The organism is Duganella lactea (assembly GCF_009857505.1).
GTDB classification, from domain to species: domain Bacteria; phylum Pseudomonadota; class Gammaproteobacteria; order Burkholderiales; family Burkholderiaceae_D; genus Rugamonas; species Rugamonas lactea.
In genome coordinates, this window is record NZ_WWCP01000001.1 from 166,522 (window position 1) to 180,299 (window position 13,778).

At 61.4% G+C, this 13,778-nt stretch carries 10 protein-coding genes; 2 read left to right on the forward strand and 8 right to left on the reverse strand.

Annotated features, from left to right (window positions below):
- Positions 1–64 precede the first annotated feature (64 nt).
- Entirely contained in the window at positions 65–1,231 is a 1,167-nt protein-coding gene (locus GTP44_RS00835; RefSeq protein ID WP_161017925.1) for an iron-containing alcohol dehydrogenase, read from the forward strand.
- Here the strand turns inward: GTP44_RS00835 and GTP44_RS00840 are convergent.
- The 8 genes from GTP44_RS00840 to GTP44_RS00875 form a co-directional block, all read right to left on the reverse strand.
- A complete protein-coding gene (locus tag GTP44_RS00840; protein WP_161017926.1) occupies positions 1,228–3,276 on the reverse strand; it encodes a 3-hydroxybutyrate oligomer hydrolase family protein in 2,049 nt (682 codons plus the stop codon). The genes GTP44_RS00835 and GTP44_RS00840 overlap by 4 nt on opposite strands.
- Positions 3,277–3,283: 7 nt before the next feature.
- On the reverse strand, positions 3,284–4,258 hold the full coding sequence (locus tag GTP44_RS00845) for a branched-chain amino acid ABC transporter permease (protein ID WP_161017927.1): 975 nt from the start codon (positions 4,256–4,258) through the stop codon (positions 3,284–3,286).
- Positions 4,258–5,142 carry a branched-chain amino acid ABC transporter permease gene (locus tag GTP44_RS00850; RefSeq protein WP_161017928.1) on the reverse strand — a complete coding sequence of 295 codons (885 nt, stop codon included), beginning with the start codon at positions 5,140–5,142 and terminating at the stop codon, positions 4,258–4,260. Before GTP44_RS00850 ends, GTP44_RS00845 begins: the two co-directional genes overlap by 1 nt.
- A gap of 60 nt (positions 5,143–5,202) precedes the next feature.
- Positions 5,203–6,399 carry an ABC transporter substrate-binding protein gene (locus GTP44_RS00855; protein ID WP_161017929.1) on the reverse strand — a complete coding sequence of 399 codons (1,197 nt, stop codon included), beginning with the start codon at positions 6,397–6,399 and terminating at the stop codon, positions 5,203–5,205.
- 21 nt (positions 6,400–6,420) lie between these two features.
- Positions 6,421–7,128, reverse strand: coding sequence for an ABC transporter ATP-binding protein (locus GTP44_RS00860; protein ID WP_161017930.1), 708 nt, complete (start codon positions 7,126–7,128; stop codon positions 6,421–6,423).
- Complete coding sequence (locus tag GTP44_RS00865) at positions 7,128–7,898, reverse strand: ABC transporter ATP-binding protein (RefSeq protein ID WP_161017931.1); 771 nt, start codon at positions 7,896–7,898, stop codon at positions 7,128–7,130. The genes GTP44_RS00860 and GTP44_RS00865 overlap by 1 nt, the downstream gene beginning before the upstream one ends.
- Before the next feature lie 105 nt (positions 7,899–8,003).
- Positions 8,004–9,614 carry a GMC family oxidoreductase gene (locus tag GTP44_RS00870; RefSeq protein WP_161017932.1) on the reverse strand — a complete coding sequence of 537 codons (1,611 nt, stop codon included), beginning with the start codon at positions 9,612–9,614 and terminating at the stop codon, positions 8,004–8,006.
- A 45-nt stretch (positions 9,615–9,659) separates the two neighbouring features.
- On the reverse strand, positions 9,660–10,697 hold the full coding sequence (locus GTP44_RS00875) for an NAD(P)H-dependent flavin oxidoreductase (RefSeq protein WP_160988406.1): 1,038 nt from the start codon (positions 10,695–10,697) through the stop codon (positions 9,660–9,662).
- A 358-nt stretch (positions 10,698–11,055) separates the two neighbouring features.
- Here GTP44_RS00875 and GTP44_RS00880 point away from each other — a divergent pair, with 358 nt between their 5' ends.
- Entirely contained in the window at positions 11,056–13,686 is a 2,631-nt protein-coding gene (locus GTP44_RS00880) for a bifunctional diguanylate cyclase/phosphodiesterase (RefSeq protein ID WP_229256724.1), read from the forward strand.
- The last annotated feature ends 92 nt before the right edge of the window (positions 13,687–13,778 follow it).

A 13,778-nucleotide genomic window follows, 5' to 3' on the forward strand; every position in this document is an offset into this window, starting at 1 on the left:
TGCCTATCCGACATGGGTTGGAGTAAGCTTGGCGAAGAACTCACCACCGAAGGGATGCCTTGTCATGCCTGATTTCCCCGCCTTTGCTTTCGACACCGTCGCCCATATCGTCGCCGAACCGGGCGCCGCCGGACGGCTCGGCGAGCACATCGCCCTGCGCTTTCCCGACGCCAGGCGCGCGCTGCTCGTCACCGATCCCGGCTTCCTGAAGACCGGGCTGGTCGATGCGCCGGTGGCCAGTTTGCGCGCCGCCGGGCTGACGGTGGCGCTCTATTCCCATGTGATGGCCGACCCGCCCGAGGCGGTGGTGCTGGAGGCGGTGGACACCGCGCGCGCTTTCGGGCCCGACATCGTGATCGGCCTCGGCGGCGGCAGCTCGATGGACGTGGCCAAGCTGATCGCGGTGCTGGCCGGCGGCGGGCAAGCGATCAGCGCGATCTACGGCATCGGCAACGTGAAAGGCACGCGACTGCCGCTGGTGCAGATTCCCACCACCGCCGGCACCGGTTCGGAGGTCACCAACATCGCCATCGTCACCACCGGCGCTACCACAAAAATGGGCGTGGTCGCGCCGCAACTCTATGCCGATTTGGCATTGCTGGACGCCGAGCTGACTTTGGGCCTGCCATCGCAAGTAAGCGCCGTCACCGGCATCGATGCCATGGTGCATGCGATCGAAGCCTACACCAGCAAGCACAAGAAGAATCCGCTGTCCGATATTCTGGCGCGCGAGGCGCTGCGGCTGCTGTCGGCCAATCTGATCACGGTCTGCGAGAACGGCAGGAATCTGGCGGCACGCCAGGCCATGCTGCTGGGGGCGATGCTGGCCGGACAGGCGTTTGCCAATGCCCCGGTCGCGGCCGTGCACGCGCTGGCCTACCCGATCGGCGGCATGTTTCACGTGCCACATGGACTGTCGAATTCGCTGGTGCTGCCGCACGTGCTGCGCTTCAACGCGGTCGAAGCGGCCGGCCTGTACGCCGAGCTGGCGGAGATTGTCGTGCCGGCCGCGAGCGGATCGGTCGAGGCCCGGGCGGAAGCGCTGGCTGTGGCGATGCAACAAATCGCCACGGTCACCGGCATCGAGCGCACGCTGCGGCAGATCGGCATCCACGAGTCGGATCTGGACCAGCTGGCCGATGACGCCATGCTCCAGACCCGCTTGCTGGGCAACAACCCGCGCACCGTCACCCGCGACGATGCGCGCGCGATCTACGCGGCAGCGCTTTAGTCCGGCACCGTCACCGTCGTGCCGCTGACCGAGATGGCGTTGCCGGCGGCTGGCGCGGTGGCGATCACCGGCAGGTTGGCGCCGGTCAGTGCCATGGTGTTATCGGCACGCGTCACCGTCCGCACCACTTGCGATGGCGGCAACGGCGTGCCGGTGCGCAGGTTGGCCAGCATCGCATCCAGCGCACGGAACAGGTACAGGTGCAGCGGCACCACGCTGGCCGGCAGCGCATTGGTGAATACGTCGAAGTGATTGGCATTCGTCACTTCGATGTAGCGCAGCTTGCTCGCCCCGCCCTCCACCGATGCGTTCAGCCCGGCATACGCGCGGGAGGCGAAGTTCACCGGAATCAGCGTGTCGCCGCGGCCATGGACGATGATGGCCGGCTTGCCTTGCAGATTGCCGCTCGCCAGCACCTCCGCAATGCCGGAGCGCACGCGCGCGCTGTTGGTCGCCAGCGTGCCGGTCAACGGCGCGCCGGTCACCGTATCGACGCCGGTCGCCAGCGAGCGCAGGCACAGGAAGCCATCCAGCGACTGGTCGGCGATGCCGCTGGCGGGCGATACGCCCAGGTTGTACGCCTTGGCGCCGCCGACCGCATCCTCATACACCACGCTGCCGATGATGCCGCTTTGCGTGGCGAAGCTGGACGCCTTCTGCTCCGCCGTGAAGGCCACCGGCGCGCCGCTGGCGTCCGTCGGCGCAAAGCTGAAGCCACAGACCTTGTCGGTGACGGAAAATTTGCCATAGGCATAGGCGTAGGTGACGGCGACCAGGACGTTGGTGCTGGCGTGCGCGGCTTGCAGCACGTCGGAATCGGCCAGCCAGCCGTAGGCCCTCAAACGCGCCCTTGCGTCGCTCTGCTGTGCGCTTAAATCGCCGCCGCTCAGCAAGCCTTTGGCGGCCAGCGCCGCACAGCGACCCGGCGCCGCCGCCGTGGCGGCGATACACGGCTGATACAGCGCCGCATAGGTCGAATAATCGTACAGGCCCTTGCCCTGCCCCGGCACCGCCGTCGCGCCCTGCCGCACCGTGTAGCCGCTAGAGGCGCGGGGCTGGATCTGCGGCTCGCTAACGGCCACGCCGGAAATCAGGCCCTTGGTGTCCTGCTCCGCCGCCAGCAGCGCCGCGCCGCCGCCGTTGGAGATGCTGGAGGCGATGGTGATGGTGTTTTTCGGCGTCAATGCCACCAGGTGGCTTTGGTTGTCGCGCGCCAGCGCGCCGTACTGTTCATTGAGCACGTAGAAGGCAAACTCCACCGCCTGCAGCGTGGTCTTGCCCCAGTTCTTTTCAGGATTCAGCTGCGCATGCGCGTGCTTGAAGGCGATGCGACCCGGATAGGCGGCGGCGAAGGCGGCGCGCTCGGCATCGCTCAGCTGCGGCGCGAACGTGGCATTCTTGCCGGCCACCGCGCGGGTGGCGCGCACGCCGTTCCGCAGGTTCACGCTGTCGTCGTCGAAGGTGTAGAGGCCGGTGCCGCCGCCCTTGTCGCTGTAGGCCACCGCGCAGTGGTTCTTCAGACCCCATTCGCCGGAAGTGCTGATGGCGCCGTAGATGCCGCGCGAGCCGCTCGACGTGCCGGTGACGATGCACGGGTTTTTCACGTCGAACCCGGCCGGCACCTGCACCATCAGGGTCGTGTTGTCGTCCGTGTAGGCGATATGTTCGCTGCCGGCGATCTTGCCCTCGCCCGCGCCTGCCACACCGCCGGCATCGACGTTGGGGCCGTACAGCGTGCCGTAGCCGCTGTTGGCGGCGATATCCAGCACCGCGCGGTAATTGCTGTAGATGGCGTTGCGGCGCAGTTCGGCGGGTGTGGGATGCGCGGGGTCGGTGTAGACCGGTGGCGCGTTGGCCGCCAGTCCGGTCTTGCCGAGGCCGGCGGTCAGCAGATCGTCGCTGGCGCCGTCGTAGGTGGTGCTGCTGATGTCGCCGAGGTAGGCCGGCTTGAAGTTCAGGTCTTGCGGATGGTCGTGCCCGTGACGGGAGCCGCAGGCGGCGAATGCGATGCCGGCCAGCGCCAGCACAATGGTTTTGATTTGCATAGCGTCCTCATACTGGTTTCTTCTTTCCGGCCAGAGCGATGAACTCACCGATGATTCCGCGCCGGAACAACAGCACACAAATAATGAAGATCAGGCCAACCACCATGTTGACCGCTTCCCCTATGGTGTTAAACCACTCGACGCCGGTGACGCGCGCCAGCAGCGCGCCCCAGTCGCCCAGCTTGTTCTCAAGCACGATGATGATGATGGCGCCGAGCATCGGGCCGGCCAGCGTGCCCATGCCGCCCACCAGCGTCATCAGAATAACCAAACCGGACATCGTCCAATGGACATCGGTCAAGGTTTCGAATCCCAGCACCACGGTTTTGGTGGCGCCGGCCAGCGCCGACAGCGCGGCCGACAGCACGAAGGCCAGCAGCTTGTACTGGTCGACGTCGTAGCCCAGCGACACGGCGCGCGGTTCGTTTTCCTTGATCGCCTTCAGCACCTGGCCGAACGGCGAATGCACGGTGCGCACGATCAGCGCGAACGCCAGCACGCAGATGCCCAGCACCACGAAGTACAGCGTGGTGTCGTTGCTGAGATCGACAGTGCCGAACAATCTTCCACGTGGAACACCCTGCAGCCCGTCCTCGCCGCCGGTGAACTCCCCCGCCCGCAGCGCGCCGAAGTACACCATCTGCGCCAGCGCCAGCGTGATCATCGAGAAGTAGATGCCCTGGCGGCGGATCGCCAGCGCCCCCATCACCAGCCCGATCAGCGCGCCGGCGGCGACGCCGGCCAGCAGGCCCAGTTCAAATGGCAGGCCCCAATGCTTCAGCGCGTTGCCGGCGAAATAACCCGCCATGCCAAAGAAGGCGGCGTGGCCGAACGACAGCAGGCCGGTGAAGCCGATCAGCAGGTTGAAGGCGCAGGCGAACAGCGCGAAGCACAACAGCTTGGACAGGAACACCGGGTAGCCGACCAACGGCGCCGCGATGGCAATCGCCAAGGCGATCAGGTAGCCGATTTTCTTGTTCATCATCGTTCCTTACCGAATAGTCCAGCCGGGCGCAGCAATAGCACCACCACCATCACCAGGAACACCACGGTCGACGAAAACTCCGGATAGAACACCTTGGTCAGGCCCTCAATGACGCCCAGCGCCAGCCCGGTCAGGATCGAGCCCAGAATCGACCCCATGCCACCGATCACCACAACGGCGAATACGACGATAATCAGGTTCTGCCCCATCAGGGGCTGCACCTGGATGATCGGGGCCGCCAGAACGCCTGCAAAGCCCGCCAAAGCGACGCCGAAGCCATAGGTCAGCGTCACCATCAGCGGCACGTTGATACCGAACGCCTCGACCAGCTTGGGATTCTCGGTGCCGGCGCGCAGGTAGGCGCCCAGTTTGGTCTTCTCGATGACGAACCAGGTGGACAGGCAAACCAGCAGCGACGCCAGCACCACCCAGGCGCGGTAGTTCGGCATCACCATGAAGCCGAGGTCGGTGGCGCCGGCCAGCGCCTCGGGCACCTGGAACGGCTGGCCGGAGACGCCGTAGAACGAGCGGAACACGCCTTCCACCAGCAGCGTGATGCCGAACGTCAGCAGCAGCCCGTACAGGTGGTCCAGCTGGTACAGATGGCGCAGCATGGTCTTCTCGATGACGACGCCGAACACGCCGACGATCAGCGGCGCGAGAATCAGCATCACCCAGTAATTCAGGCCCCAGTACTCGATGCCCATCCACGCCAGGAACGCGCCCATCATGTACAGCGCGCCGTGCGAAAAGTTGATCACATTGAGCAGGCCGAAGATGACCGCCAGGCCGAGCGACAGCATCGCGTAGAACGAGCCGTTGACCAGGCCCAGCAGCAACTGGCTCATAATCATGGGCAAGGGATAGCCGAAGATTTCCATGGGAATCCAGAATAGAGAGAGATCGTTTGAACCGTCATTCCGGCTTGCGCCGGAACGACGCTATTTCCACAAGCTACACTTGGTCTCCGCCTTGGTGGCATACGCCTGGTCGCCCGGTATGGTGGCGACGACCTTGTAGTAATCCCATGGATACTTCGACTCCGACGGCTTCTTCACTTCCATCAGATACATATCGTGGACCATGCGGCCGTCCGGACGGATCACGCCGTTCTTCGCGAACATGTCGTTGATCTGGTTCGCCTTCAGGTAGGCCATCACCTTGACCGAATCGTCGGTGCCGACCGCCTTCACCGCCTTCAGGTAATTGCCGGCGGCCGAGTAGTCGGCGGCCTGCAGCATCGACGGCTCCTTCTTCATCTTGTCGAAATAGCGCTTCGACCAGGCGCGCGTGTCGGCGTTCTGGTCCCAGTACCAGCCGTCGGTCAGGTACATGCCCTGCGTCAGGCTCAGGCCCAGCGAATGCACGTCGTTGATGAAGATCAGCAAGCCGGCCAGCTTCATCTTCTTGGTGACGCCGAACTCGTTGGCGGCCTTGATCGAGTTGATCGCGTCGCCGCCGGCATTGGCCAGGCCGAGAATCTGCGCGCCCGACGCTTGCGCCTGTAGCAGGAAGGACGAGAAGTCCGACGCCGACAGCGGATGCTTGACCGAACCCAGCACCTTGCCGCCGGCCGCCTTTACCAGATCGGCCGTGTCTTTTTCCAGCGACTGGCCGAAGGCATAGTCGGCGGTCATGAAATACCAGTTCTTGCCGCCCTGTTTGACGATCGCGCCGCCGGTGCCGCGCGCCAGCGCGATGGTGTCATACGCGTAGTGCACGGTGTACGGCGTGCACTCCTCGTTGGTCAGGCGGGCCGAGCCGGCACCGATCGCAATGAAGATTTTTTTCTTCTCCGCCGCCACCTTGGCCATGGCCAGATTGGCGCCGGAGTTGGTGCCGCCGATCAGCATGTCGACGCCCTGCTGGTCGAACCATTCGCGCGCCTTCGAGGCGGCGATGTCGGCCTTGTTCTGGTGGTCGGCGGAAACGAATTCAATCTTCTTGCCGTTGATGTTGCCGCCGGCGTCGGCAATCGCCATCTTGATGGCCTCGGCGCCGCCGGCGCCATCGATGTCGGTGTACAGGCCGGACATGTCGGTGATGAAACCGATCTTCACGGTGTCGTTGGAAATCTGCGCCTGCGCGGAGAAGGATGCACAAGCGGCGACTGCAAGCGTGATGGCTTTGATGTTCATTATCTGTCTCCCTACCAAGGTTTACACACCCAATAGCTCGGTCAACACCGGCATCTTGGCGCTCAACTCCGATGCAACAAAGGTCTCCACAATTTGCCCGTGTTCCATCACATAAAACCGGTCCGCCAGCGGTGCGGCGAAGCGGAAATTCTGTTCCACCATGACGATGGTGTAGCCCTTGGCCTTGAGGGTGGTGATCATGCGGGCCAGGCCCTGCACGATGACCGGCGCCAGGCCCTCGGAAATTTCATCAAGCAGCAACAGGCGCGCGCCGGTGCGCAGAATGCGCGCCACCGCCAGCATCTGCTGCTCGCCGCCCGACAGGCGGGTGCCCTGGCTGTGCTTGCGTTCTTCCAGATTGGGAAACATGCGGTAGATGTCCGCCAGCGGCATGCCCTTGTCGGCGCCGTTCAGTTGCGGCGGCAACAGCAGGTTTTCCTCGGCCGTCAGCGAGGAAAAAATGCCGCGCTCTTCCGGGCAATAGCCGATGCCGAGGTGGGCGATCTTGTGCGTCGGCAGGCCGATCGCTTCCGTGCCGCCGACCTTGATCGACCCCTTGCGCGCGCCGGTCAGTCCCATGATGGCGCGCAGCGTGGTGGTGCGGCCGGCGCCGTTGCGCCCAAGCAGCGTCACCACTTCGCCCGGCCGCACCGTCATGTTGACGTTGTGCAGAATGTGCGACTCGCCATACCACGCCTGCAGGTTGGCGATTTCCAATGCGGCCATCATCAGTGCGCTCCTGCCAGCGCCTGGGCGTCGGTGCCCATGTACGCCTCCATCACCTGCGCATTGCTCGACACCTCGGCATACGAGCCTTCCGCCAGCATGGCACCGCGCTGCAAAACGGAAATCTTGTCGCAGATGCCGGACACCACTTTCATATTGTGTTCGACCATCAGAATGGTGCGCCCCACCGACACTTTTTTGATCAGCTCGGTAACACGGTGCACATCCTCGTGGCCCATGCCTTGCGTCGGTTCATCGAGCAGCATCAGCTCCGGTTCCATCGCCAGCGTGGTGGCGATTTCCAGCGCGCGCTTGCGGCCGTAAGGCATATCGACGGTGACGGTGTCGGCGAACCCGCTCAGGTCGACCTCGGCCAGCAGCTGCATGGCGCGGTCGTTGAGCTTGTCCAGCGCGCGCTCGCTCTGCCAGAAAAAGAAACTGGTGCCGAGTTGGCGCTGCAAGCCGATGCGCACATTCTGCAGCACCGTCAGGTGCGGGAAGACGGCGGAAATCTGAAACGAACGGATCACGCCCATGCGGGCAATCTGCGCCGGCCGGGCGGCGGTGATGTCGCCGCCGTTGAACAGAATCTGGCCCGAACTGGGCACCAGAAACTTGGTCAGCAGATTGAAGCACGTGGTTTTGCCGGCCCCGTTGGGGCCGATCAGCGCATGGATATGCCCGCGCTGTACTTTGAGATTCACCTCATTGACCGCGGTAAAACCCTTGAATTCCTTGGTCAGGTGCTTTGTTTCCAAGATAACGTCGGACATGCTGTCTCCTTGTTATTCTTTTCAAAGTACTATCTTTTCCAGATCATACACAGTAACAAATTCGCTAACAATACAGTATAAATACGGTGATTTTTTGATCTGCATTCAAGCGGCGCGGATTAATTGCGCGGCTTTTTCAGCGATCATGATCGTGGGGGAATTGGTGTTGCCAGATGTAATGAACGGCATGACGGACGCGTCCACAACGCGCAATTTCGCCACGCCCAGCACGCGCAGCTGGCTGTCGACCACCGCGCTGGCGTCGTCGGCGCGGCCCATCTTGCAGGTGCCGACCGGATGGAAAATCGTCGTTCCGATGGCGCCGGCCGCCTCGGCCAGTTCCGCCTCGGTGCGGTAGTGGATGCCGGGCTTGTACTCTTCCGGCGCGTACCGTTTCAGCGCCGGCGCGGCGACGATGTTGCGCGTGAGCGTCAATGCTTCGGCGGCGACCTTGCGGTCTTCCGGCGTGCTCAAGTACATCGGCGAGATTTTTGGCGGCGCATACGGATCGGCGCTGGCGATGCGCACATGGCCGCGCGAGGTCGGCCGCAGATTGCACACGCTGGCCGTGAAGGCGGGGAACACGTGCAGCGGCTCGCCGAACTTCTCCAGCGACAGCGGCTGCACGTGGTACTGCAAATTCGGCGTTGTCTCGCTGGCGCTGGACCGCGCAAACGCGCCCAACTGCGACGGCGCCATCGACATCGGCCCGCTCTGGAACATCGCATACTCCAGGCCGATGCGCATCTTGCCGAACCAGCTGGACGCCATGGTGTTGAGCGTGCGGGCCTTGTTGCCGAGCTTGTAAATCATGCGCAACTGCAGATGGTCCTGCAGGTTCTCGCCGACGCCGGGCCGCTCGGCGACCGGCGTAATGCCGAGCTCATGCAAACGTTGCGCGGGGCCGATGCCGGAGCACTGCAAAATCTGCGGACTGCCAACAGCGCCTGCCGCCAGCAGGGTTTCTTTGTGCGCGGTGGCGCTGAAACGGGTGCCGCCGCCGGTAAAAATCACGCCGTTGCACACGCCGTTTTCGATCAGCAAGCGTTCCACATGACAGCCAGTCATGACGGTCAGATTCGGCCTTCTTGTGGCGGGTTTCAAAAACGCCTTCGCCGTGTTCCAGCGGATGCCGCGCTTTTGATTGACGTCGAAATAGCCGCAACCGGCGTTATCGCCGCGGTTGAAATCATCGATTTTAGGGATGCCGGTCTGCGCCGCCGCGTCGCGGAACGCGTCCAGTATTTGCCAGGACAAGCGCTGCTTTTCCACGCGCCACAGACCGCCGGCGCCATGGAATTCCGATGCGCCGCCGTGATAGTCCTCGCTCTTTTTGAACAGCGGCAGCACAGACTGCCAGCGCCAGCTGTCGTCGCCGGTCAACGCGGCCCAGCGGTCGTAATCGGCGGCCTGGCCACGCATGTAAATCATGCCGTTGATCGAGGAGCTACCGCCGAGGACTTTGCCGCGCGGGTAGAGCAGGCTGCGGCCGCCCAGGCCGGGATCGGCTTCGGTGCGGAACTTCCAGTCCGTGCGGGGATTGTCGATGCAATGCAGATAGCCGACCGGGATGTGGATCCACACATAATCGTCGCGGCCGCCCGCTTCGATCAGCAGCACCTCTTTGTCCTTGTCGGCGCTGAGACGGTTGGCCAGCACACAGCCGGCGGAGCCGGCGCCGATGATGATGTAATCGTAGTTGCCTGCTGATTCCAAAAACAGTCTCCCGTTAGCGTCTGCCGGTGCTAGCCGGAACGACGATTATTTTGCGCTGATCTCTGCCAGCAAAGTCTCCACCAGTTTCGCCGTCGGCATCGGCCGCGCGCGCGCAACGCCAGTACCGCACCAAAGCGACATCAGTTCAGTCTCGCCGCGCTTGGCCGCCTCCGCTCGGATCGGCGAAGTTAAAGCATTTTGAATTGGATATAAAGGCAAAAGCCGCTCGTTAGCAGACATTAGCTGCATGAAGCGATTTTCCAGCCCACGCGCGAAACGGCCGGAAAAAGTCCGCGTCAGCCGTGTCGGATGGTCGCCAGCCGTCAGCAAGCGTCGTTTATAGGCGGGATGAATGCCCGACTCGTCCGTGACCAGAAACGCCGTGCCCATCTGCACCGCCTGCGCGCCGCCATCCAAGGCACGCCGGATATCGGCGCCGCTCATGATGCCGCCGGCCGAAATCACAGGAATCTTCACCGCCGCCACCACCAGCGGCAGCAATTCAAACGTGCCCAGCGTCGCGTCTTCCTGCGCACCGAGAAAAGTGCCGCGATGACCGCCCGACTCCACGCCGGAGGCGATCACCGCATCGGCGCCGCGACTTTCCCAGGCCAGCGCTTCGTCAACCTGCGTAATCGTGCCGATCACCAGAATGCCGGCCTCGTGCAACCGGCGGATCTGTTCCGCGCTGAGAATGCCGAAAGTAAAGCTCGCCACGGCCGGGCGCAACTCTAACAAGGCCTCAAACTGGGCGGAAAAATCCTCACACCACTTGGCCGGCGTCGGCAATTCAGTCCAGCCCAGCGAAGACCAGACCGGTTTCAGCCATTCCTTGGCCTGTTCCACCTCTTCCACCGGTGGAGTTGGCGTTTCCAATACGAAAAAATTCAGGCAAAACGGCCGGTCGGTGAGGGCGCGGATTTGCGCGGTTTGCTCGCGGATGGCGGCTGGCGACAGCAAAGAGCAAGCCAGCGAACCGAGCGCCCCGGTATTCGACACCGCCGCCACCTGGGTCGGTGTGTTGTTCCCGCCAGCCATCGGTCCCTGGATGATGGGATGTTGAAAAACAGATGCCAAGTTCATCGATTCCCCTATTTACGCCTGTGGATAAGCATATGGATATCCACAGGCGCGAAATGTGAGTAAACAAACGAATTTTCGGGACGACTTTTTTTATCCCAAAACAGTTCTTCGCTCATACACGGTTTACGCGCCGGCTTATACGCCCCGTAAACGCCTGATTTTAATCCAGATTGATTACTTATCCACAGAAAACCGTGGTTGTTAACAACTATCACTATTTTTATATCTACATCTTTAGAGTAAACCATAAAACCTCCGATATACTGGACTTGTCAAATAAACAGCCCCAACCGGAGATGTTTTGCCTCTACAGCATAAAAACCCCCGGTCGCCTGCATACCTGCGGTTCCGGCGACGTTTGATCACAGGCCTGTTGTCGATGGCAGTGCTGGCCATTGCTGTTGTGGTGAACCAATTCCGTACTGCCCATCTGGAACGCGAACATTCCATCCAGATGCAAACCGAGCACTATGTGAAAGCGGTGGAAGCCCACGTCACATACTCGATTCAGTCGGTGGATTTGTCGCTGATCGGCTTCGCCAACGCCATCAAAGTTATGCCTGCCAAGCAAAGCCGTTCACCGGAAACGATGACCGAACTGCTCTCCTCGCGCGAATCCAGTTTCAACAGCGATTACTGGATCACTTTTATCGATCCCAAAGGCAATGCGGTCGCGGCTTCAATCGGCAACAGCGTCATCGGCGCCTCATATGCCGATCGCGACTACTTCAAGGTCCACGTCAACAATGACGCCCATGGCAAACTGTTCATCGGTGCGCCGTCGATTGGTCGAGTCAGCAAGAAAAAGCTGTTTTTCCTGAGCCGCAGGGTGGAAAACGCCAAAGGCGAGTTCATCGGCGTAGTGGCAGCGCCGCTGAACGTTGACCGCTACGTCCGGGTGTTTGAAAATTCGCGCCTGGATTCGGATGTGTCGATTGCGTTGATCCACGCCGGCGGCAAGGTGATTGCCCGCGTGCCGAACTTTGAAAAAGCGTTCGCGCGGGATATGCGCGCCACCCCGCTGTTCGACAATGTGAGCAAAGCGCCATCCGGTTCCTTCAAAAGCGTCAGCGTCATCGACAATTTGAGCCGGATTTTCAGCTACCGCGTGATCAATGGCCTGCCGCTGATCGTGGTGGTCGGCAACAATGACGCTGAAACCACCCGCTTGCTCCAGCAAAATTACCTGGTCGGTGGCGCCGGATTGGCGATGTTGTTATTGCTGATGCTGGGCGCCGGTCACTTTTTCCTGCGCACTTACCGCAGACAGGAAGAACGCGAACATCGCTACCGCGCGCTGTACAGCGCCAGCCACGACATGGAACGGCAACTGCGCGCCAACGAAGAATCGATGAAACAGGCGTCGCTGCTGTTTCAAAATAGCGGCGAAGGCATGATGGTGACCGACGCCCAGGGGCTGATTCTGACCGTCAATCCGGCATTTTCCATGCTGAGCGGCTACGCGGAAAAAGAATTAATCGGCCGTCACGCTCAGACACTGGCTTCCAGCCGCAATGACCAGGAGTTTTTTGACCGTCTTGTCGAGGGTGTCAACGAAACCGGACATTGGAAAGGCGAAATCTGGCATCGCAACAAGGACGACGAAGAACTGCTGGTGGCCATGGTGATCAACACCGTCTACGACGAGCACGGCAAACCGTTCCGCTACGTCGCCCTGATGAGCGACATCACGCAGAAAAAAGCCTCGGAAGAAATCATCTGGCGCCAGGCCAACTTCGATACGCTGACCGGACTACCCAACCGGCGCATGTTCCACGAACATCTGCGCAAGGAAATGAAAAAGACCGACCGCTCGCAGCTGCCGATGGCGCTGGTTTTCGTCGATCTGGACTATTTCAAGGAAATCAACGACACGCTTGGCCATGACATAGGTGACCTGCTGCTCAAAGAAGTGGCAACCCGGCTGCTCAGTTGTGTGCGCAGCACCGACACCGTGGCCAGGCTGGGCGGCGACGAGTTCACCGTCATCATCGGCGAGCTGCGCAACCCGGGCGATGTGATGCGCACGGCGCAGGAAATTCTCCAGCAAATGAGTAGGCCGTTCCAGCTGGGCGACAATATTGCCCATATTTCGGGCAGCATCGGCATCACGCTCTACCCGGAAGATGGCGCCGATGCCGAAACGTTAATCAAGAACGCCGACCAGGCCATGTACACGGCCAAGCAGCAGGGGCGCAACCGCTTCAATTATTTCGCCCCATTCATGCAGGAAAGCACGCACGCGCGAATCAACCTGGTCAACGATTTGCGGCAGGCGGTCAGCCATAACCAGTTGCGCCTCATGTACCAGCCGATTATCGACCTGACCAGCGGCGCCATCGTCAAAGCGGAAGCGCTGGTGCGTTGGCAGCATCCGCTGCGCGGATTGCTGAGTCCGGCCGACTTCATCACCGTGGCGGAAAGCAGCGGCATGATGATCGGCATCGGCGACTGGGTATTCCAGCAAGCGGCACGCCAGGCGCGGCAATGGCAGGCGATCGCCTCGCCGGCTTTCCAGATTTGCGTGAACAAATCGGCCTCGCAGTTCCGCGATGACAGCAGCAACTATCAGCAATGGCTGGATTTTCTGCACGAACTGCAACTCAAGCCCAAGAGCATCGTCGTCGAAGTCACCGACAAGCTGCTGTTGGACGTGGCCAACAGCAATATCGGCCTCGGCCATGAGCACATGCAGATCTGTCTGGACGATTTCGGCACCGGCTGCGCGCTGACTTTCCTCAAACGCTTCAGAGTGGACTACATCAAGATCAATCCGGCGGATGGATTGCTGATTTGTGAGGCCATGATCGCCATGGCGCACAAGCTGAACATCAAAGTAATCGCCGAAGGCATAGAAACACCTCAACAACTGAGCGCCTTGACGGCGGCCGGATGCGATTTTGGTCAGGGATATCTGCTTTCCAAGCCCATTTTGGCTGAGGAATTGCAGGAAAAACTACAAAAACAGGTTGAGCCTGTGAATAAGTGATTGGATATCCACAGGACGAGATGTGACCAAGCACCGGTTTTAACCACAGGCCGATATTTTATCCAAAATTTGTTCCTGAACTGATACAGCGC